This window comes from Pantoea eucalypti, assembly GCF_009646115.1.
Taxonomy (GTDB): domain Bacteria; phylum Pseudomonadota; class Gammaproteobacteria; order Enterobacterales; family Enterobacteriaceae; genus Pantoea; species Pantoea eucalypti.
Map to the genome: position 1 here is coordinate 507,027 of NZ_CP045720.1, position 21,749 is coordinate 528,775.

At 54.5% G+C, this 21,749-nt stretch carries 17 protein-coding genes and 3 tRNA genes; 12 read left to right on the plus strand and 8 right to left on the minus strand.

All coding sequences use genetic code 11. The features are described from left to right. Window positions 1-102: 102 nt before the first annotated feature. Entirely contained in the window at window positions 103-3,942 is a 3,840-nt protein-coding gene (gene yhdP, locus EE896_RS02460) for an AsmA2 domain-containing protein YhdP (protein WP_140916430.1), read from the plus strand. A gap of 64 nt (window positions 3,943-4,006) precedes the next feature. Continuing rightward, window positions 4,007-5,452, plus strand: coding sequence for a metalloprotease TldD (tldD, locus tag EE896_RS02465; RefSeq protein ID WP_039659443.1), 1,446 nt, complete (start codon window positions 4,007-4,009; stop codon window positions 5,450-5,452). A 33-nt stretch (window positions 5,453-5,485) separates the two neighbouring features. Here tldD and aaeR read toward each other — a convergent pair whose 3' ends face one another. After that, the gene (gene aaeR / locus EE896_RS02470; protein ID WP_003855274.1) at window positions 5,486-6,403 is read right to left on the minus strand and encodes an HTH-type transcriptional activator AaeR; all 918 of its coding nucleotides are present in this window, start codon (window positions 6,401-6,403) and stop codon (window positions 5,486-5,488) included. 232 nt (window positions 6,404-6,635) lie between these two features. Between aaeR and aaeX the strand changes: the two genes are divergently transcribed. The 5 genes from aaeX (at window position 6,636) to EE896_RS02495 (ending at window position 11,633) form a co-directional block, all read left to right on the plus strand. Then, the gene (gene aaeX, locus EE896_RS02475) at window positions 6,636-6,839 is read left to right on the plus strand and encodes a p-hydroxybenzoic acid efflux pump operon protein AaeX (RefSeq protein WP_003855277.1); all 204 of its coding nucleotides are present in this window, start codon (window positions 6,636-6,638) and stop codon (window positions 6,837-6,839) included. A 7-nt stretch (window positions 6,840-6,846) separates the two neighbouring features. Then, entirely contained in the window at window positions 6,847-7,779 is a 933-nt protein-coding gene (gene aaeA, locus EE896_RS02480) for a p-hydroxybenzoic acid efflux pump subunit AaeA (protein WP_140916431.1), read from the plus strand. Between the two features lie 9 nt (window positions 7,780-7,788). After that, on the plus strand, window positions 7,789-9,741 hold the full coding sequence (aaeB, locus tag EE896_RS02485) for a p-hydroxybenzoic acid efflux pump subunit AaeB (RefSeq protein WP_003855280.1): 1,953 nt from the start codon (window positions 7,789-7,791) through the stop codon (window positions 9,739-9,741). Window positions 9,742-9,854: 113 nt separating this feature from the next. Continuing rightward, window positions 9,855-11,306: an NAD-dependent succinate-semialdehyde dehydrogenase gene (locus tag EE896_RS02490; protein WP_140916433.1), complete on the plus strand. Its 1,452-nt coding sequence runs from the start codon at window positions 9,855-9,857 to the stop codon at window positions 11,304-11,306. A 57-nt stretch (window positions 11,307-11,363) separates the two neighbouring features. Beyond that, complete coding sequence (locus EE896_RS02495) at window positions 11,364-11,633, plus strand: barstar family protein (protein WP_003855285.1); 270 nt, start codon at window positions 11,364-11,366, stop codon at window positions 11,631-11,633. A 65-nt stretch (window positions 11,634-11,698) separates the two neighbouring features. Here the strand turns inward: EE896_RS02495 and yhcN (EE896_RS02500) are convergent, their stop codons facing one another. From yhcN (EE896_RS02500) to argR, 4 genes are all read right to left on the minus strand, one after another. Then, entirely contained in the window at window positions 11,699-11,962 is a 264-nt protein-coding gene (yhcN, locus tag EE896_RS02500) for a peroxide/acid stress response protein YhcN (protein ID WP_003855286.1), read from the minus strand. Window positions 11,963-12,054: 92 nt separating this feature from the next. Next, window positions 12,055-12,321, minus strand: a complete 267-nt coding sequence (locus EE896_RS02505) for a YdgH/BhsA/McbA-like domain containing protein (protein WP_003855289.1) — start codon at window positions 12,319-12,321, stop codon at window positions 12,055-12,057. A gap of 88 nt (window positions 12,322-12,409) precedes the next feature. Continuing rightward, on the minus strand, window positions 12,410-12,673 hold the full coding sequence (yhcN, locus tag EE896_RS02510; protein WP_078805020.1) for a peroxide/acid stress response protein YhcN: 264 nt from the start codon (window positions 12,671-12,673) through the stop codon (window positions 12,410-12,412). Window positions 12,674-13,147: 474 nt separating this feature from the next. After that, complete coding sequence (argR, locus tag EE896_RS02515; RefSeq protein WP_003855293.1) at window positions 13,148-13,618, minus strand: transcriptional regulator ArgR; 471 nt, start codon at window positions 13,616-13,618, stop codon at window positions 13,148-13,150. Between the two features lie 440 nt (window positions 13,619-14,058). Here argR and mdh point away from each other — a divergent pair, with 440 nt between their 5' ends. Then, window positions 14,059-14,997 carry a malate dehydrogenase gene (gene mdh / locus EE896_RS02520; RefSeq protein WP_003855294.1) on the plus strand — a complete coding sequence of 313 codons (939 nt, stop codon included), beginning with the start codon at window positions 14,059-14,061 and terminating at the stop codon, window positions 14,995-14,997. 49 nt (window positions 14,998-15,046) lie between these two features. Here mdh and mscM read toward each other — a convergent pair whose 3' ends face one another. From mscM to rsgA, 3 genes are all read right to left on the minus strand, one after another. Further along, window positions 15,047-18,376 (minus strand): miniconductance mechanosensitive channel MscM, encoded by a 3,330-nt coding sequence (mscM, locus tag EE896_RS02525; RefSeq protein WP_140916434.1) that lies wholly within the window; start codon window positions 18,374-18,376, stop codon window positions 15,047-15,049. Between the two features lie 14 nt (window positions 18,377-18,390). Then, window positions 18,391-19,290, minus strand: a complete 900-nt coding sequence (gene asd, locus EE896_RS02530) for an archaetidylserine decarboxylase (RefSeq protein WP_003855296.1) — start codon at window positions 19,288-19,290, stop codon at window positions 18,391-18,393. A gap of 171 nt (window positions 19,291-19,461) precedes the next feature. Beyond that, the gene (rsgA, locus tag EE896_RS02535) at window positions 19,462-20,511 is read right to left on the minus strand and encodes a small ribosomal subunit biogenesis GTPase RsgA (protein WP_008925804.1); all 1,050 of its coding nucleotides are present in this window, start codon (window positions 20,509-20,511) and stop codon (window positions 19,462-19,464) included. 101 nt (window positions 20,512-20,612) lie between these two features. Between rsgA and orn the strand changes: the two genes are divergently transcribed. The 4 genes from orn (at window position 20,613) to EE896_RS02555 (ending at window position 21,597) form a co-directional block, all read left to right on the plus strand. Then, window positions 20,613-21,161, plus strand: coding sequence for an oligoribonuclease (gene orn / locus EE896_RS02540; protein ID WP_003855299.1), 549 nt, complete (start codon window positions 20,613-20,615; stop codon window positions 21,159-21,161). 154 nt (window positions 21,162-21,315) lie between these two features. Next, window positions 21,316-21,391, plus strand: a tRNA-Gly gene (locus EE896_RS02545). Between the two features lie 28 nt (window positions 21,392-21,419). Then, a tRNA-Gly gene (locus EE896_RS02550) sits at window positions 21,420-21,495 on the plus strand. A 26-nt stretch (window positions 21,496-21,521) separates the two neighbouring features. Beyond that, a tRNA-Gly gene (locus EE896_RS02555) sits at window positions 21,522-21,597 on the plus strand. Window positions 21,598-21,749 lie beyond the last annotated feature (152 nt).

Genomic DNA, 21,749 nt, shown 5'->3' on the forward strand with positions numbered 1-21,749 from the left:
CTTGTTTGAGATAAAATGCGCGCTTTTAACGCTTTCATCTGAAGACGGTCGGGTATTAAGAACCAACTATCCGTCGTTTACGGAACACAAGGAGAGGCGTGCGTGAGGCAGTTGCCGAGGATTTTGTTACTGCTGGTCGCGGCAATCATCGTGATTGTCGCGCTGCTGGTCAGCGGATTGCGTCTGGTGATGCCGCATCTCGACAGCTATCGCAGCAACCTTCTGCAATTCATCTCTGACCGCACAGGTGTGCCGGTTAACGCCAGCCAGTTAGAGGGCAAGTGGGAGAACTTTGGCCCGACTCTGCAGGTACGCGATCTCAACGTTGATCTTAATGAGAACGGTAAACTCTCGATCAATCGCATCAACCTGGCGCTCGACGTCTGGCAATCCCTGCTGCACTGGCGCTGGCAGTTTCGCGATCTGACCTTCTGGCAGCTGCACCTCGAGACTAATCGTCCTTTACTCGACAACGACAAAGAGAAAAACAGCTTCCGTCCGGCGCAGATTAATGAACTCTTTCTGCGTCAGTTTGACCACTTCGACCTGCGGGATAGCACCATCCGTTTCCGCACCCCTTCCGGCCAGCATGCTGAACTGGCGATTCCGCGACTCTCCTGGGTCAACGAAGACAACCGCCACCGGGCCGAGGGTGAAGTCAGTCTGTCGAGCTTTACCGGCCAGCACGGCGTAGTTCAGGTGCGGCTCGATCTCAATGACAGCAACGGCGTACTCAATGATGGTCGCATCTGGATGCAGGCCGACGACGTCGACATGCGTCCATGGCTGGGCCGCTGGGTGCGCGATAACACCCGCCTGGACAGCGCCCGCTTCAGCCTGGCAGCCTGGGTCAACCTGCGTGATGGCGACATTTATGCCGGTGATCTGCTGCTGCGCAAGGGGGGCGCCAACTGGCAGGGCGAGACCGGCCGACACCGCATAGACGTCGATGGGCTGACCGCGCATTTGTCACGCTTCCAGAATGGCTGGGTCGTCAATGTGCCGCACACGCGGCTCAGCACTGACGGCCAGTCATGGCCCGCCGGCCACTTCTCTCTGTTATGGCGTCCTGAGGATAAACAGCTGCTGGGGCCGGAAGGTCAGCCGGAAGTACGTGTTCGCGCGACACAACTGGTATTGAGCCATATTGCACCTATCGTTCCGCTGTTTGCGCCGCTCTCTCCGGCGCTGTTTGAAAACTGGCAGACGCTGCAGCCACAAGGCACCGTCGATGGCCTGGCGCTGGATATTCCCTTACAGCAGCCTGAAAAAACCCGCGTCCAGGTAAAGTGGCGTGATTTCAGCTGGCAGCACTGGAAATTGTTGCCGGGCATCAGCCATTTAAGCGGTGAAGCGCGCGGCAGCCTGAGCAATGGTCAGGTCAGTGTAGATATGGGGGCGGCAACCGTTCCCTATGGCGATATGTTCCAGGCCCCTTTAGAGATTAAGCGCGTGACCGGTGCGGTGCGGTGGCTGCGTGATGAACATGGCCTCACGCTGGCGGGTGAAAACCTTGACCTGCAGGCTCGCTCGCTCTGGGCGCGTGGGGATTTCAGCTATCAGCAGAATAGCGGTGGTGAACCCCGTCTGGATATTCTGGCCGGTATCCGGCTTACCGATGCGGGCGATGCCTGGCGCTACTTCCCGGTACCGCTGATGGGTAATAGCCTGACGCACTATCTGAGTGGGGCAGTGAAGGGTGGCAAGGTGGACAATGCCACGCTGCTGTTTGCAGGTAACCCGGCGCTGTTCCCGTTCAAGCACAATGATGGCATGTTCCAGGTCTGGGTGCCGCTTCGCCAGGCGACCTATGCGTTTCAGCCCAAATGGCCGGCGTTGAGCAATCTCGATATTGACCTTAACTTCCTGAACGACGGTCTGTGGATGAAAGCACCCATTGCCCGACTGGGCGAGGTGGACGCGCATAATGTCACGGCGGTGATCCCGGACTATCTTAAAGAAAAACTGATCATCGACGGGGATATCAGCGGCGAAGGTCCGCAGATCGCTGACTATTTCGATCAGACGCCGCTGAAACCTTCATTGGGTGCCGCGCTGTCGGAGCTGGAAATCAAAGGCCGCGTCGGTGGCCATCTGAATCTGGATATTCCACTGGATGGAGAGCAGGTGCACGCCCGCGGCAATGTCGATCTGAACAATAATTCACTGTTTATCAAGCCGTTAAAAACCACGATCAACAACCTTTCAGGCCGCTTCCGTTACGATAATGGCAATCTGGAGAGTGAGGATCTGCGGGCAAACTGGTTTGGTCAGCCGATGGGCGTCCGTTTCAGCACCAAAGAGAACCCGGACGACTTTGGCGTGAACGTCAAACTTCAGGGCGACTGGCAACCCGCTAAAATCAGCGAGGTCCCGGCAGCTGTCAGTAAGCAACTGGGCGGGCATCTCCCCTGGCAGGGCGACGTGAATATCACGCTGCCCCATCATGGCGGGGCGCGTTATGACGTGGTACTGAACGGTAATGCCAAAGAAGTAAGTAGTCACTTACCTGCACCGCTCGATAAAAATGCCGGTGAGGCAATGCCGATTGCCATTCAGGCCAGCGGTGACCTGAACCATTTCGATCTCAGTGGCAGCATTGATGAAGACCACCGTTTTAACAGCCGCTGGTTGCTGGAGCCGACGTTGCGTGTTGACCGCGGCATCTGGCTGAATGATGCCCGGAAAACGCCGGCTCTGCCCGATCATGCTGGCATGGTGCTGAACCTGCCTGCGCTGGATGGCGAGGCCTGGGTGGCGATGATGGCTGCCGGAGGTTCTTCCGGGACACGTGCATCAGGCGGCGGTAGCGATTTCCAGACGGGTGGCGTCACGCTGCCGGGTAACATCACGCTGCGCAGTCCGGCAGTCACGCTGGCCGGGCAGCAATGGCATGATGTTGAGGCGACGCTGGCGCAGGGTTCAGGCGGCAATAGCCAGGTCAGCGTCAATGCGAAAGAGTTGCGTGGTGCGCTGCTAATGGCACCTAAAGCGCCGTGGCAAGTGAACCTGGATTACCTCTACTACAATCCGCAGTGGGGTAATGATGCAGGTGATGCCGATAAAGGCGGCAAAGCGTCTCCTCAGCAAGCCAAAAACATTAATTTCAGCCAGTGGCCCGCTCTGCAATTACGCTGTAAAGAATGCTGGGTGCTCGGCCAGAAATATGGTCAGATATCTGCGGCGCTGCAACCTGAAGGAGATAAGTTAGCGCTTACTAATGGTAAAGTGGATACCGGCAGTTCGCAGCTTAAAATTAACGGTGAGTGGATCAACCGTCCCGATGACCAGCGCACCTCGCTGAAGGGGACGCTCAAAGGCCCGAATGTCAATAACGCGACCAACTGGTTTGGTGTCAACACGCCGCTGCGCGATGCGCCATTTGATATTTCTTACGATCTGCACTGGCGCTCTGCCCCCTGGCAGCCCTCCGCAGAGACGCTGAGCGGTACCCTGAAGACCCACTTTGGCAAAGGCCAGATTGCGGATGTCAACACAGGCACAGCGGGAAAAATCCTGCGACTGGTGAGCTTTGATGCGCTGCTGCGCAAGCTGCGCTTCGACTTCAGCGACACCTTTACCAACTCGTTCTATTTCGATTCGATTAACGGCACCGCCTGGATCGAAAACGGCAGGATGCGCACCGATAACCTGCTGGTGGATGGGCTGGAAGCCGATATCGCCATGCAGGGCAATCTCGACCTGGTAAAACGTCAGATTGACATGGAAGCGGTGGTGGCGCCGGAAATATCCGCTTCAGTCGGCGTGGCAACCGCCTTTGCCATCAATCCGGTGATTGGTGCCGCGGTGTTTGCCGCCAGTAAAGTTCTGGGACCCCTTTGGAACAAGATATCGCTGCTGCGTTATCACATCAGTGGCCCACTGGATAAGCCGGAAATCAATGAAGTACTGCGTAAACCGCGTGAAACTGACAACAAGTGAATTTGACGCCGTACCGGAATTACCGCAGGCTATGATTATCTGAGCACATAATGAGTGAGAAACGATGACTCTGAACCTGGTAAGTGAGCAGTTACTGACTGCTAACGGCATTAATCAGCAGGACCTATTTTCCCTGTTAGGGCAGCTTTCAGAACGTCGTCTGGATTATGCCGATCTCTATTTTCAATCCAGCTTTCACGAATCCTGGGTGCTGGAAGATAAAATTATTAAAGATGGCTCATACCATATCGATCAGGGTGTGGGCGTTCGCGCGGTCAGCGGGGAGAAAACCGGCTTCGCCTATGCAGACCAGATCACACTGAATGCACTGCGTCTCTCCTCTGAAGCGGCACGTAGCATCGTACGTGAACAGGGAAATGGCAAGGCACACACGCTCTCTGCCGTAATGAACCGTCCGCTCTATTCTGCGGTCGATCCGCTGAGCAGCCTGACACGTGAAGATAAAATTGCCCTGCTGCATCGCGTTGATAAAGTGGCCCGTGCGGCTGATCCGCGCGTGCAGGAAGTCAATGCCAGCCTGACCGGTGTTTACGAACAGGTGCTGGTGGCCGCGACTGACGGCACACTGGCGGCTGACGTTCGTCCGCTGGTTCGCCTCTCTATCAGCGTTCAGGTTGAAGATCAGGGCAAGCGTGAACGCGGCGCAAGCGGCGGCGGTGCGCGTACCGGTTATACGTTCTTCCTTGAAGATGAAAATGGCGAAGTGCGCGCTGATGCCTGGGCGCGTGAAGCGGTGCGCATGGCGTTGGTTAATCTCTCTGCTGTAGCGGCACCTGCCGGCGCATTGCCGGTGGTGCTGGGTGCGGGCTGGCCTGGCGTCCTGTTGCATGAAGCAGTTGGTCACGGTCTGGAAGGCGACTTTAACCGCCGTGGCACCTCAGTGTTCAGCGGTAAAATCGGTCAGCAGGTTGCGTCTGAACTCTGTACCGTGGTGGATGACGGCACCCTCGAAGGGCTGCGCGGTTCACTGGCGGTGGATGATGAAGGCGTTCCCGGCCAGTACAACATGCTGATTGAGAATGGTGTGCTGAAAGGCTACATGCAGGACAAGCTCAATGCGCGACTGATGGGCGTCAGCCCGACCGGTAACGGACGCCGCGAATCCTACGCCCATCTGCCGATGCCGCGCATGACCAACACCTACATGCTGGCAGGCAAATCATCACCGCAGGATATTATTGAAAGCGTTGAGTACGGCATCTATGCGCCAAACTTTGGGGGCGGTCAGGTGGATATCACCTCCGGCAAATTTGTCTTCTCAACCTCAGAGGCTTATCTGATTGAGAACGGCAAAATCACCAAACCGGTCAAAGGTGCCACGCTGATTGGCTCCGGCATTGAAGCGATGCAGCAGATCTCGATGGTGGGTAACGACCTGGCGCTGGATAAAGGCGTGGGCGTCTGCGGTAAAGAGGGCCAGAGCCTGCCGGTCGGTGTCGGTCAGCCTACGCTGAAGCTGGATAAACTGACCATCGGCGGCACCGCCTGATGTGACCTCAACAACCCGCCACCTGGCGGGTTGTTAGCTTTTACGGTGCTGCTGATACTGTTCAGCCACCTGTTCAAAATAGCCGGTCAGGTAATCGATACAGACCTGCACCTTAAGCGGCAACTTATCTTTCTCGGTATAGAGTGCGTAGACCGGCCGCGGATCGGACTGATACTGCGGAAAAAGAATATCGATCTCACCCGCGTTGATCTCATTAATCACCCACATCATTGGCACATAGGCGATGCCATTGCCCGACTTCAGCCAGCGGATCAGCGTCAGAGAATCATTCGTCACGAAACGTCCCTGCGGTGACAGGCGGGTCACCAGGCCTTCCGGCGCAATCAGCTCGAAATTGTTGTCGGGCCGTACGCTATATTCCAGCCAGGAAAAATTATCAATGTCAGCTGGTTTCTCGGGCGTGCCATGCTGCGTCAGATAGCTTTTTGCAGCGCACACCACCATTGGCATGGCACCAAGACGACGTGAAAAGAGGCTGGAGTCTTTTAGTGCGCCCACCCGAATCACCAGATCCAGACCATCCGCAATCAAATCCGGCGCCGGTACACCGGTAACCAGATTCACACTCAGTCCCGGGTACTCCCGCAGCATGTCGCTGGTCATGCCGGCTAACACATTCTGCGCCATGGTTGAGGAGCTGCCGATTCGCAGCTCGCCAATGGGCGTGTTGTTAAACGCATAGAGCTGCTCATGCACCTGCGTCGCTTCGGCCAGCATACGGCGACAACCCTGATAATAGATTTTACCCGCTTCGGTCAGCCCGATACTGCGGGTGCTGCGATTCAGCAGCTTAACCTGCAATGCATCTTCCAGTTTCGCGACAATCTGGCTAATTGATGAGACGCTAAGATGAAGCTGGCGTGCCGCGGCGGTAAACGAACCCAGTTCGACCACTCTGGCGAAGACAGACATGCCTTTCAGTCGTTCCATTATTTACTCTGGCTTAAAAGTGATTTAGATCACATTCTGTAGAAAACGTATAGTCAGGCGCGTTACTATATGCGCGCCGGGGTATTTCCCGGTGATTCTTCATTGCCTGATACCCTTCGATGATACGCTATTATTAAGCCAGCTGCGGTTCGGATAGCGCTGCCAGATGGTTTTCCCGCGAAATCTGAAAAGGCAAAGGAGTATCCCGGCAAGGTCGAACTAAGGATTTTTGATGAGTGTGCTTCCGGTATTTGTCATGTTTGGGCTCTCTTTTCCGCCCGTTTTCATCGAACTTATTATTTCACTGATGCTGTTCTGGTTAGTGAAACGTGTGCTCACGCCGAGCGGTATCTACGATCTTGTCTGGCATCCGGCACTTTTTAATACAGCGCTTTACTGCTGTGTGTTTTACCTTGTCTCCCGTTTATTAGTCTGAGGTTGAAGTGAAAGCACTCATAAGAAAAATCGCGCGCTACGCGATCACTATTCTGCTGGTCATCATCGCTGTGGTAATCATTTTCCGCGCCTGGGTGTTCTACACCGAATCGCCCTGGACCCGGGATGCACGTTTCGCGGCAGACGTGGTGGCGATTTCGCCTGACGTCACCGGCCTCATTACCGATGTTCCGGTACACGACAATCAGCTGGTTAAAAAGGGCGATACGCTGTTTGTGGTTGATCGGCCGCGCTATCAGAAAGCGCTTGATCAGGCACAGGCGGATGTTGAGTACTATCAGGCACTGGTGAGTGAGAAACGTCGCGAAGCCGGACGCCGAAATCAGCTTGGTACCTCCGCGATGTCGCGCGAGGCTATCGAGCAATCCAATAACGATCTGCAAACCAGTGAGCATCAGCTGGCGAAATCGGTGGCAACACGCGATCTGGCGGCGATTGACCTTGAACGCACCACTGTAAAAGCGCCATCTGACGGCTGGGTCACTAACCTTAATGTCTACCAGGGTGAGTTTATTACCCGCGGTTCTGTGGCAGTAGCGCTGGTTCAGAAGCACTCCTTCTATGTACTGGCTTACCTGGAAGAGACCAAACTGCACGGTGTTGAGAAGGGTTACCGCGCGGAAGTTACGCCGCTTGGCAGCAACATTGTATTGCGTGGCACGGTCGATAGTGTGGCGGCTGGCGTGACCAATAGCAGCAGTTCGGTCGACAGTAAAGGCATGGCAACAGTGGACTCCAACCTGGAGTGGGTCCGTTTGGCGCAGCGTGTGCCTGTGCGAATTCGGCTGGATGATCAGCCAGGTAATCGCTTCCCGGCAGGAACCACGGCAACGGTGGTGATAACGGGTCAGGTCGATCGTCAGCCTGAACAGGTGTCACCGATGATCCGACTGTTTAATCGCCTGCGTGAGTTTGGTTAAGAGGGCGATATGATCCAGTTTCTGCGTTTCCCGGTAAAACTCACCTTTGCGCTGGTATTAGCGCTGATGGTGGGGTTCCACCTGAACCTTGAAACGCCACGCTGGGCAGTAATGACCGCCGGGATCGTGGCGGGCGGCACCGCGTTTGCGGCCGGTGGCGATCCCTATTCCGGGGCGCTGCGTTATCGCGGTGTTTTGCGTATTATCGGGACATTCATTGGGTGTATTGCCGCGCTGACCATCATGATTGCCACCGTTCGTGCGCCGGTCGTGATGCTGCTGCTGTGCTGCATCTGGGCAGGGCTCTGCGTCTGGCTCTCGTCGCTGATCAAAGTTGAAAACTCTTACGCACTGGGACTGGCGGGCTACACGGCGCTCATTATTGTGGTCACGGCCAACGCCAGCGGCGGTCTGACACTGGTACCGCAATACGCCGTTGAGCGTTGCAGTGAAATCGTTCTCGGTATTTTGTGTGCCATTCTGGCCGACATGATCTTCTCGCCACGTTCAATCAAAAAAGTGATCGACGCCGAAGTGGATTCGCTGCTGGTGGCGCATTATCACCTGCTGCAACTCTGCGTCGCACATGGTGATAAAGAAGAGGTCGACAAAGCATGGGGAGCCCTGGTGCGTCGCACTTCAGCCCTGAACAGCATGCGCAGCCAGCTGATGATGGAGTCTTCACGCTGGAAGAACAGTCACCGCCGTTTGCAGATGCTGAACACGTTGTCGCTGACGCTGATTACGCAGGCTGCTGAAACCTTCCTCATTCAGAATTCTCGCCCTGACTACATTCCGCCTCAATATCGTTTGATGGTTGAAAAGCCCGCGTCGACGGTTGAAGAGGTGCACAAGCGGATGAAAGTGATGCGGCGGGTGATCGGTGCCAGTGGCAAATCGACGCCGGTCACGCTGGCCAGTTGGGTTAGCACTGCCACCGAATATCTCCTGCTGCTCAATGGTATTAAAAGCAACAGCCGAATCACCTCGCTGGAAGAGGAGATTTTACAGCGGGAAGTGGTGATTCAGGCGCGTTCCGCTGAAACACATCATGCCATGATCAATGGTATTCGTACCTTTGTTGCCACCGCGCTGGGTTCACTGTTCTGGCTTTATACCGGCTGGACCTCAGGCAGTGGCTGTATGGTAATGCTGGCAGTAATCACCGCACTGGCAATGCGTATGCCTAATCCACTGATGATGGCCAAAGATTTTCTCTATGGCATGACAGTCGCGGTTCCGCTGGGCGGGCTCTACTTTATGTATGTTCTCCCTGCTACTCAGCAGAGCGCATTGCTGCTCTGTATCGCAATTGGCGTGCTGGGCTTTATCGCTGGCATCTTTATCCAGCGGCGTCAGATCGGCACGCTGGGCGCGTTAATTGGTACCCTCAACGTCGTGGTTCTTGATAATCCGATGCAATTTCACACCAATGTCTTTCTGGACAACGTGCTCGGACAGGTTATCGGCTGCTTTGTGGCAATGATGGTGATCCTGTTAATTCGTGATAAATCAAAGGCGCGCACCGGACGCAAACTGCTGAATCGCTTTATGTATGCGGCCGTCTCCGCCATGACCACCAATCAGGCGCGGCGGCGTGAAAACCATTTGCCAGCGCTCTATCAGCAACTGTTTTTGCTGCTGAATCTGTTTCCGGGCGATATCAATAAATATCGCATCGCGCTGACACTGATTATTGGCCATCAGCGCTTACGTGATGCAGACGTGCCGGTTAACGCAGACCTCTCTGCGTATCACCGACAACTGCGTTACACCGCAGATCGGGTGATCTCCGCCAGCAGCGACGACAAGCGCCGTTACTACTTTGAGCGTCTGCTGAAGGAGCTGGATGTCTATCAGGAGAAACTGGTCCATTACGATGCACCCGTCAGCGTAACAGAACCCGTAAAACGACTGGCGATGATGCTGGATAAGTATCAGAACACGCTCATCCAAATCTGAAACTGGCCGCTGTCACCTGCAGCGGCCAGCGCAATCCCCGCCTGACACAAAATCTGTCGCTTTTGCCAACTATACTCTTCAGACGGAAGCGTAAAACTGACAGGAGCGAATCAATGAAATCACTGCAAGAGAGCGAACTGTTCCGGACCGGCTATTTAGCGGACGGTCAGTGGCATCAGGCTGCCTCCACTTTTGACGTCACTAACCCGGCAACCGGTGAGGTGATTGCACAGGTGGCAAAAGCAGGGAAAGCTGAAACGGAACAGGCGATCGCCGCCGCAGAACGAGCCTTTCCTGCCTGGCGGGCGAAGACGGCGAAAGAGCGCGCTGACATTCTTACTCGCTGGTATCAGTTGATCATTGAGAATAAGCGCTGGCTTGGACAGCTAATGACGACCGAACAAGGCAAGCCCCTGAAAGAGGCGGAAGGGGAAGTCGAGTATGCCGCCAGTTTTATCCAGTGGTTTGCCGAGCAGGCGAAACGAGCTAACGGAGAGATCATTCCACCCGCAAAACCAGGCTCCCGTATTCTGGCCACCCGCGAGCCGATTGGCGTAGTGGCTGCCATCACGCCGTGGAATTTCCCGATGGCAATGCTGACCCGCAAACTGGGCCCGGCTCTGGCAGCAGGCTGTACCGGCATTATCAAACCCGCCAACAACACGCCACTTTCCGCCTTTGCCTTGCTGGCACTGGCGAAGCAGGCAGGCGTGCCAGATGGCGTACTGAACGCGGTCGCGGGTGATACTCATGCTATCAGCGATGCAATCATGGCCAGCAAAGTGGTGCGCAAAATCTCGTTCACCGGCTCTACCCAGGTGGGCAAGCTGCTGATGCGCAATGCCGCCGAAACCATGAAAAAAGTATCGATGGAGCTTGGCGGGAATGCCCCTTATATCGTGTTCGACGATGCCGACATTGAGGCTGCCGTTCAGGGTGCGATTGCCAACAAATTTCGTAATGCGGGCCAGGTGTGTGTCAGCGTTAATCGCTTTTACATTCACAATGCCGTCTATGACCGCTTCACACAACAACTGGCTGCCGAAGTGAACGCGCTGAAGGTGGGCAACGGGATGGAAGAGGGCGTCATTGTCGGCCCCTTAATTGAAGCTTCAGCAGTGGAGAAGGTTGAGCAGCACGTTAAAGACGCGGTAGCGAAAGGTGGCAAATTACTGGCGGGCGGCGAACGTCATGCACTGGGCGGCAACTTCTGGCAGCCGACCGTCATTACCGAGGCACATGAAGGTATGCAACTCGCCCAGGAAGAGACGTTTGGTCCGGTGGCCGCCTGTTTCCGCTTTGATGACGAAGAGGATGTCATCCGCCGGGCCAACGATACGCCGTTTGGTCTTGCCGCTTACTTTTACACTCAAAATCTGCAACGGGTGTTCCGTGTTTCAGCGGCGCTGGAAAGTGGCATGATCGGTATTAATGAATGTGCTGTTTCAACCGAGCTGGCACCCTTTGGTGGTGTTAAAGAGTCGGGTCTGGGCCGAGAAGGCTCGGTACTTGGCATGGAGGAGTATCTGGAGGTCAAAGCGCTGCATCTGGGCGGTTTGAACTAGCGGACATGAACGGGGGCGGCAAAGGCCGCCCGCAGACGGAGCATGGGAGCCGTCAGCATGAAAATCGAGCGTTTTGATTTTAATGAAATTGTCGATCAGGCCCATTTTTTCCGCCAGTTCAGCGAGCGTTTTACGCTGGAGGAACGCCGCATCTGCGACCTGGATGGATTATGGGATGTCGTGACGAGCGATCTGTTACCCATGCCACTGGAGATTGAATTTATAAATCTCGGCAGGGGACAGCGGCGTCGCTATGGTGCGCTGATTCTGTTATTTGATGAAGCGGAAGAGGAGCTGGAAGGCAGGCTGCACTTTAACGTCAGATAACACGTCAGATAAAAAAAGGCCCCGGCGAGCGGGGCCAAAGGGTTCGTCATAAATCTGACGAGGAATTACTTATAAAGCTGTGCGGTGATGTGGTAGTTATCACCCGTGCGCGCTTCAATGACTTTATAGGCGCTGGCACCTTGTTCATCCGCTTTCTGTGAAAGCGCTGCACGGTAATCCATTGGTGCACCCGCGGTTCCACTGATGCTTACGGTGCCCGCAGGCTGCAGGTTCTGCGTCTGATCGCCGGTTACCAGCTGCGCAGCAGATGCGCCGAACGCCATAACGGAAAGCAGACTGACTGTAGCGATGGTTGTTTTGATATTCATGATTATCTCCTCAATACAATCAACAACCTGCGGTTACTCATAAAGGCGGGTCGTCGATATTTTCATGCGCCTTCAGGCGCCATCACGGTTAATTATTTATAAAGCTCAGCGGTGACATGCCAGGTGTTATCCTGGTTGTTTTCGATGATGCGATAGTGGCTTGCACCCTGTGCGTCCGCTTTCTCAGACAGGACCTGACGGACATGCGTCTGGTCACCGTTACGTCCACCAATACTGATGGTCTGATTCATTGATTGCAGGCCCTGTGCCTGCTCATTGGACACCAGGCTTGCAGCACTGGCACCTACTGAGAACAGTGAAGCGAGACTCAGTGCGGCAATCGCTAATTTCGTTTTCATGGTCAAATCTCCTGAATTATTTGCTTCAGCTCTCCGGAGCGCAAAGGGCGCGTCAGACGGAGAACCACTGGCATTATCGGGCTACGCCTTAGTTATAGAGTGCGGCGGTAGCGTGATAATTGCCGTTGTTGTAGGCCTCAATCACGCGATAGGCTTTTGCGCCCTGCTGATCGGCTTTGTCACTGAGTTGCTGCTTGATATCCATCGGTGAACCGGCAACGCCGCTGACACTGATGGTGCCGACTGCATGCAGATCCTGTGCCTGAGAGGCATCGATAGATTCTGCGGCAACTGCACCAAATGAAAGGGCAGAGAGAATGCTCAGGGCAGCGATGGTAGTTTTTACGTTCATAGATATTTCCTCGTCGTCTATTTTTATCTTTTTAGTTAGTGTGATTTGCATCACGAAAAGAAGTATAGAACTAATAACGACAGAAATTAATACTCCGCTAATAATGTTTTTTTGTGATTCTTTATCCTTATGGCTACTTTTAATAACTTAACGTTATAAAAAGGGGTTAAAAAGTAGCCTTTGAGGGTTTTTTAATCACAAAAACAGTGAGATAGATCACTTTAACGTTTAGTGCGAAAGTTGGCGGGGATTGGACTGGAGTTTGATCTGGATCCGGGCAATGTTACCGGATCGGTGATGTAAAGCAGTGTAAAATAGCGCAAATAGTGAAGCAGAGTTAGCGATATGTCTGACTGTCAGGCGCATGAAAACGGGCTTATGACACATTAAGCAGCGGAACAGTGAGATGTAACACGATGAGAAGAGAAAAAAAACTGACGACCTGGCACGGGAGTGCAGGCCGTCAGTCAGTAATCACAGTTCCTGTTCAAACAGGTTCAGGATTGCGCTGTGCAGTTGCTTAACCGTGAAGTCACGCGCACGGGTGATAAAGATCGTGTCATCGCCAGCAATGGTGCCAAGAATCCCTTCCGACTTACCCAGTGAATCCAGCAGGCGTGCAATCAGCTGTGCTGCGCCCGGGCTGGTATGAATTACCACCAGCGCATCGTTGTAGTCGATATCCAGTACCAGGTTTTTTAACGGACTTGTCGTGGTCGGCACACCCAGCTCAGCAGGCAGGCAATAGACCATCTCCATCTTGGCATTGCGGGTGCGCACAGCGCCAAACTTGGTTAGCATGCGCGAGACTTTGGACTGATTGATATTTTCAAAGCCCTGATCCTGAAGCGCCTGAACAATTTCGCCCTGGGAACTGAATTTTTCTTCTTTTAATAAGGCTTTAAAAGCCTTGATCAGATCGTCTTGTTTCGATGGGTTTCGCATAGGTTACCAATAAATAGAGAGAATAACCGCGCAGCCGCCTGCGGCAGAGTGGTGATTATGCATTTTAATGCATTTTTATGCAATCGGTCGATTGATGAGCAGGGTTCGGGCGGCTAGCGGGCGGCGATAATAGCAAATAAATACGCTCAGACCAAAACCCCCGTCACAGCCCCGGAAGGCGAAGGTTGCAAAGTTGTTATATTATTGGTGGTGTAGTAACAGAAATAGCAACAGAAAACGCTCACAGCCGTTCTCTGTCTGACGACGGCAAAGTTGTCGGTCATTCAGGCGCAATGATAAGTAACTTTTGAATCCGGCGATTAAGTGTGAAAACACGTAGAATTAACAGCGGATATTTATCATCGCCTGAGCAGTTGATTAAGGTCTGACACAGATAGAATTTCGGCCCATCTCTGCCCCACCTTAATAAGGAGTTAAGAATGAAAGTTGCCGTTCTCGGTGCCGCTGGCGGCATAGGCCAGGCGCTCGCACTTCTGCTCAAAACCCAGCTTCCTGCAGGTTCAGAACTCTCACTGTATGACATCGCGCCGGTTACACCGGGCGTTGCCGTCGATCTCAGCCATATTCCTACTGCAGTGTCTATCCAGGGGTTCAGTGGAGAAGATGCCACCCCCGCCTTACAAGGTGCAGATGTGGTACTGATTTCCGCGGGTGTCGCACGTAAACCTGGTATGGATCGCGCAGACCTGTTTAACGTTAACGCTGGTATTGTTCGGAACCTGATCGAACAGGTCGCTACCACGGCGCCTGAAGCATTGATTGGTGTTATTACCAATCCGGTTAACACCACCGTTGCGATTGCGGCAGAAGTGCTGAAAAAGCATGGCGTTTACGACAAAAATCGCCTGTTCGGTGTCACCACACTGGACATCATCCGTGCCAATACCTTCGTGGCAGCGCTGAAAGGCAAACAGCCAGATCAGATTGAAGTACCGGTCATTGGCGGTCACTCTGGTGTAACCATTCTGCCGCTCCTGTCGCAGGTCAAAGGTGTCAGCTTCAGCGATCAGGAAGTGGCTGATCTGACCAAACGCATTCAGAACGCCGGTACCGAAGTGGTGGAAGCCAAAGCGGGTGGCGGTTCGGCCACGCTGTCGATGGGCCAGGCAGCTGCACGTTTCGGTTTATCACTGGTTCGTGCACTGAAGGGTGAGGCGAATGTGGTGGAGTGTGCTTACGTGGAAGGTGAGGGTGAACATGCCCGCTTCTTCTCTCAGCCATTGCTGTTAGGTAAAAACGGCATTGCTGAACGCATGCCAATTGGTACTCTCAGCGCGTTCGAACAGCAGGCGCTGTCAGGCATGCTGGACACGCTGAAGAAAGATATCGCTCAGGGCGAAGAGTTCGTTAAGCAGTAACTGACGGCTCAGAGTTGTAATAACGCCCGGCTTTGCCGGGCGTTTTGCATTACAGGCCGCCAGATTTATAGGCGCGGGCTGCAGGCGCCCCGTTGCTGGCAGGCAGCTTCTTGCCCAGGGTCTCCATACGCATCTGGAATGGCGGGAACGGCATCTCAATACCGTGCTGGTCAAATCCGCTCAGAATCAACTGATGCAGCTCGTGGCGCAGCGGCATTCGGTGTCCCATCTCCGCAGCATGCACACGGAGTTCAAACAACTGAATTCCCTGCTGCAGATCGACCAGGAAGGCTTCTGGTTGCGGCGTGTCCAGCACATAGCTGCAGCGCTCAGCCGCCTGAATCAGAATGGTTGTGACCTGCTCACTACTCACTTTCGCCGGTGCCGGAATAGTCAGTACCACGCGCGTGACGGAATCTGACAGCGACCAGTTAATAAACTGCTCGGTGATAAAGGCCTTGTTGGGCACGATGATCTCTTTGCGGTCCCAGTCGGTAATGGTGGTCGCACGGGTATTAATCCGCGTGATACTACCGGTCAGATCACGGATCGTCACGGTATCGCCGATACGAATGGGCTTTTCGAACAGGATAATCAGGCCAGAGATAAAGTTGGCAAAAATCTCCTGCAGACCAAACCCCAGTCCCACACCCAGTGCTGCAACCAGCCACTGCAGTTTTGACCACTCAATGCCGATCATTGAGAAACCAATCAGCCCGCCAATCAATAGCAGCAGATATTTGGTCAGTGTGGTGATGGCATAACCTGTGCCAGGCGTCAGATTGAGATGCTGTAATAACGCCAGTTCAAGCAGTGCGGGCATGTTACGCACAAGCTGCGTGGTGATAATAAACACCAGAATAGCGATCAGGACTGACCCCAGCGTGATGGGTTGAATCGACTCGACGCCCTGTACGGACGTACTGACATCCCACAGCTGAATATTTTCCAGGAAGCCGAAGGCCGAGTGGATCTCTGACCACAGCACAATCACAGAGACCAGAGCGATCAGCGTCAGGATCGAGCGCACCAGCCGCAGTGACTGTGCACTGATCGCATCCAGATCGATCACAGGCTCTTCGATCTCAATCGCGTCGGTATTCAGAGAGCCTTGCTCCTTCTCTTCTTCATTGCGCGCACGGTTAGCCAGCATATCGGCACGACGCTGACGGGCGCGATCAAAGCCAAGACGACGGCGCTGAATCAGCATCCAGCGGCGGATAATGTGATAGATAACCAGAAGCAGAAACCAGATGGCGACGGAGGTCTCCAGTCGCGCCAGCAGCGCCTGCGCAGTAGCCAGATAACCCACAGCAGAGGCGAGGGCAGCCATCAGTGGCATGGCGATCATCAGGTTCCACAGCATCCGGTTCACCATGTTCTCGCCATTTCCTTCTTTATCGAGATAAAGCGGAATGCCGGAACGTTTCAGGCTGACGGTAACAATGCTGATTGCCCCGCAAATCAGGATGAAACAGAGACGGCCCAGTGACGAGGAGAACTGTCGATCCTCCAGATTGCCAAAGGCGATCAGCAGCATAATAAGCGGCACAATCAGGCCGATACTCAGCGAGTAGTAGCGCATGGCGCGCGCCACCCGATTTTGCGGCCAGCGGAAATGCACAATGAAGAGTCCGTTGGGACGGGCAAAGGCGGCGCTGATCATAAACGCCCACAGCAGCGGCAGCGTGGCGGTAATACCATCACCAATTGCCACGGCGATAGGGTAGGGCCAGGCGTTCTGCAGACCATAACCCAATGCCCCCCACAATACCGGTAGCGGTAGCGCCACCAGGATCGACCAGAACACGGTGCGGATGGTCAGGCGGAAACGATCCTGGGTGACCTTGCCGACTTTGCTGGCGGAGCGATCAAGGAAAGCATTGAAGTGACGACGAGAACTGATGCTGAAGCCGACCAGCAGCAAGGCACCCATAATGGGGATCACCGAATTGCGGCTGGTAAACATCATCGCCATCGCTTTGCCAAGCTGACCCAGCGTATCCAGCGACAGCAGACGGGAAAGATCTTTGGCCAGATCCAGCGGATAACTTAAACCGATCGGACTGACATCGGCGGTCCAGAAAAGATAGCGGTGGGTCGCGTCTTTGACTTCCGTCAGCGCATCCTGCAACTGGGTGTTGCCGACTTTGAGCTTGGTAATCTCCAGAATCAGCGTGTCACAGCCAGATATCAGCGAATTAAGCAGTTCCCGCTGGGTGCGTAGCTGTGCATCAAGAATACGCTTCTGTTCAGCAGTAAAGGGTTGACCATCGGCCTGTCGTCCCTTGCGCAGCGTCTCCTGGCGCTCCAGCAGATCTTCATAATAGAGACGCTGTACGCGAAGCTGTGCCATCTCATTGTCAATCTGCTGCGACTTAGGCATCTCCGGCAGGCGCGCAACCTGTGCCCGAAGCGCTTCGCCCAGCAGATTAGAAGCCCCCAGCCACTGGGACTGCTCGCGCAGTGTAGAGAGCGCCTGACGGACCTGAATAATCTGATTAGTCGCCAGCCGCTGCTGCGATGCCACCAGATCCATGCGCTGCGCCTGTTGATTCAGGGCAACCGAGAGTTCACGGTTAACCCGAAACTGATCGCTAATCTCTGGGGGCAGATCGCCACTGTTTTCCGCCAGTTGCTCGGTGCGGGCAAGTGCTACTTCCGCTTCGCGTTGCCGCTGATCGTTGAGCTGGTTACGCAGCGCCTGCAGATAGTTGTCGAGCTGAGTGGCTTTGCGCTGGTGGGCTTCAGCCCGCATCCGCGCCAGTTCCTGACGATTATTGGCAGAGAGCTGTGCCAGCTCAAGTTCATCGACGAGTGCTTTATTCGCGGCACTTTCTGCCTGACGTGCTGCCAGCTGCAACTGGCCCTGCGGTGAACTGCTGCTGACGCCCTGCAGCCGGCGTTCACTCTCCGTCATCGCCCGACGCGCTTCCGTCTGCTGCTGTGGAAGCTGCGATAGTGAATCACTGATTTCCCGCGCTCGATCCTGCTCCTGGCGCGCCTGACGGCCCTCTTCCAGCAACTGGCTGCTAACCTGCAGGATCTCCTGATCCAGCTCGGCGCTGCTCATGTTGCTTCGCACCGTTTTTCCGTTGTCACTCAGCGCAGCAATCTGCTGACGCAATTCGCGCGCCAGACGCGGGAAGTCATCAATCACCTGCTGATATTGCGCCGCGCGCTCCAGGGAATCATCACGTTCTGAGAGGAAGTTTAAGGCGGCTTCAATCGTCTGGATCTGTTCGGCCTGAGCCGGAGAGCTCTTGGCCGATTTTATCTCTTCCAGCTGCTGTTTGAGCTGGCTGGCATCAGGAAGGCTGGCCGCGAAGGCCGGGCTGCTGAGCCACAGGCTCAGCAGCAGGAGGAGAATCGAACGCACAGAGGACACTCAATTTAATCGACAATGACGTCGGAAATGTCTGTGGCGACCGGCAGCGCAATCGCCAGCGGTTGACCCAGACGGGTTTTGCTTTCTGCTTCCAGGCTTTCCGCCAGCTTGACGCGACCGGGCGCGAACAGGTTGATGACGGTAGAGCCGAGTTTAAAGCGGCCCATTTCCTGACCTTTCAGCAAAACCACGGCGCCTTCGTCGTCCGCAGCCGGATAATGCCAGCGCTTAATTACGCCTTCACGAGGCGGCGTTATCGTGCCAGCCCAGACGGTCTCAATACTGCCGACAATGGTGGCACCCACCAGGATCTGCACCATCGGGCCGATATCGGTTTCGAAGTAGCAGATAACGCGCTCGTTACGGGCAAACAGGTTAGGAATGTTACGCGCGGTCAGCGGATTTACAGAGTAGAGGTCTCCGGGCACGTAAATCATCTCACGCAGGATACCGTTACACGGCATGTGGACGCGGTGATAATCGCGTGGAGCCAGATAGGTAGTGACGAACTCACCCTCCACAAATTGAGCGGCCATCCGCTCATCGCCGGCCAGCAGGGCATCAATGGTGTAGTGATGACCTTTAGCCTGGAAAATCTGATCGCCATGAATATGGCCGAGCTGACTGATCGCACCATCCGCAGGCAGGGCAATGAGGCTGGCGTCAGCATCCAGCGGACGCGCATCGTCTTTGAGCGGACGAACGAAAAAGTCATTAAACGTGCGATAGCTTGCGGTATCAGGCTTACGCGCTTCCGCCATATCGACTTTGTAAAACCAGACAAAGATGTCAATGACCAGTTTGGTCAACCAACCACCGCGGCGACTGGCGCCCCAACCGGCAAGTTCAGTCAGCCATTTCTTCGGGAGAATATGATTCAAGCCGAGTTTTAAACGATCAAACACCTTAGCCTCCTGGCTATTTCAGGACGTTGTAAAAAAGGGGACGGATTGTAGCAGCGCCCCGTTCAGATGGCGACTATACGCGATTTCCGGCACGCTGCACGGCCTGAACGCACCACTGGAACGCACTTCGCAAAAAGCGCCGGCTTATCCGTTCAGACGCGGTTATACCGATTAATTTTCGCTATCAGGGAAATTTTTACGCGTTTTTACCTGCGCCATGCTCTCCAGGATGCGGTGGTAGTTAGCGAAACGGGACCGGTTGATTTTTCCCTGTTCGACCGCTTCACGAATGGCACAGCCCGGATCGCTGTCATGTTTACAATCGCGGAATTTGCAATAGCCCAGGAAGGGGCGGAATTCGACAAAGCCGCGTGTTACCTGTTCCGGCTCCAGATGCCACAAACCAAACTCACGGACGCCAGGAGAATCGATCACGTCGCCGCCGTGCGGGAAGTGATACAGCCGCGATGCGGTCGTGGTGTGCTGGCCTAAGCCAGAGCCATCCGACACTTCGTTGGTCAGAATCGCGACCTGCTCTTCTTTGTCGAAGCCGAGCAGGGCATTCAACAGACTCGATTTACCCACACCGGACTGACCAGCAAAAATACTCACGCGGTCGGTCAGGGCCGCTTTCAGATCGTCCAGGCCGTTTTTTGCCCGGCTGGAGACCATCACTACGCGGTAGCCAATGTTGCGATAGATATCCATCTGTTGATCGACAAAGGCGCGCGCCTTGTCATCCAGCAGATCGGTTTTGTTCAGGACCAGTAACGGTTCGATGTCCAGCGTTTCGCTGGCGACCAGATAGCGATCGATGATGTTAAGCGACAGTTCCGGCAGGATCGCAGAGACGATAATGATCTGATCGATATTCGCCGCCATGGGCTTCACGCCGTCGTAGAAATCGGGGCGGGTTAATACGCTGGTGCGCTCATGCACCGCTTCAACAATGCCTTTGCCGCCGCTGGTGGCCGGACGCCACATCACCCGGTCGCCCGTTACCAGAGAACGGATCGTGCGGCGGATATTGCAGCGGTGGGTGACGCCTGCGCTATCCTCAACATCAGCATGCATGCCAAAACGACTGACAACGACCCCATCTGCAGCTTCACCAAACATGTTGTCATCCGCTTCCGGACGCTCTCTGCGTTGGTTGAGACGGCGATCGTGGTTAGCGCTTACGCGACGTTGTTGGCCCTTCGACAGTTTATTTTTACTCACTCACCCTCACAGCGTTAGCCAGATTTCGCCCGGCTGGGCAAAACGTCTATGATACACCTTATTCATCGTGAATGACGACTACAGCAACCGCAGGAAAAAGCATGGCTACTGGAAATGAACAGAATCTGATCTGGATTGATCTTGAGATGACCGGACTGGATCCGACGCACGATCGCATTATTGAGATTGCAACCCTGGTGACTGACGCCAACCTGAACATTCTGGCAGAAGGTCCGGTCATGGCGGTCCATCAGTCCGATGCGCAGCTGGCGCTGATGGATGAGTGGAATGTCCGCACCCATACCAACAGCGGTCTGGTTGCGCGGGTGAAGGAGAGTCAGATTGACGATCGCGCAGCAGAGCTGGCGACCATTGAGTTTCTGAAACAGTGGGTTCCGGCGAACACGTCGCCTATCTGTGGTAACAGTATCGGGCAGGATCGTCGCTTCCTGTTTAAGTACATGCCTGAACTGGAAGCGTATTTCCATTATCGCTATCTGGATGTCAGTACGTTGAAAGAGCTGGCACGTCGCTGGAAACCGGAGATCCTGCCTGGCTTCAAAAAAGGTGGTACGCACCAGGCGCTGGATGATATCCGTGAGTCTGTCGCGGAGCTGGCTTACTACCGCGAACACTTTTTGCAGCTTTAATCCACTGAGGGTGCGCATGAAATCACCAGTTTGCTGTTTTAATCATCAAACGCGCTGAAAGCGAAAATATTTGCTTTCAGACGCTTGCAGCAGCAACGATTTCTCGTATAATGCGCACCCCGTACCGGTGAAGAATTTATTAACGGTACAAGGCGCGGGAATAGCTCAGTTGGTAGAGCACGACCTTGCCAAGGTCGGGGTCGCGAGTTCGAGTCTCGTTTCCCGCTCCAGTTTTAAAATGTAAGCAGTAACCTCTTTGCGGGAATAGCTCAGTTGGTAGAGCACGACCTTGCCAAGGTCGGGGTCGCGAGTTCGAGTCTCGTTTCCCGCTCCAGTTTTGATTAAGCAGTGCCCTTCTATGCGGGAATAGCTCAGTTGGTAGAGCACGACCTTGCCAAGGTCGGGGTCGCGAGTTCGAGTCTCGTTTCCCGCTCCAGATTTACATCACCCTGTTTCAGTCCGTTTTCCGGCTGTTTTGCGCCGCGGGGTTTTGATTGTTTCCTGAAGGTTATCCACAACACTGCATCCCATCATCTGCGCCCTTTACGGCGATCTGTAAATTGTTTTTGAACAGAGTTATCCACAGCT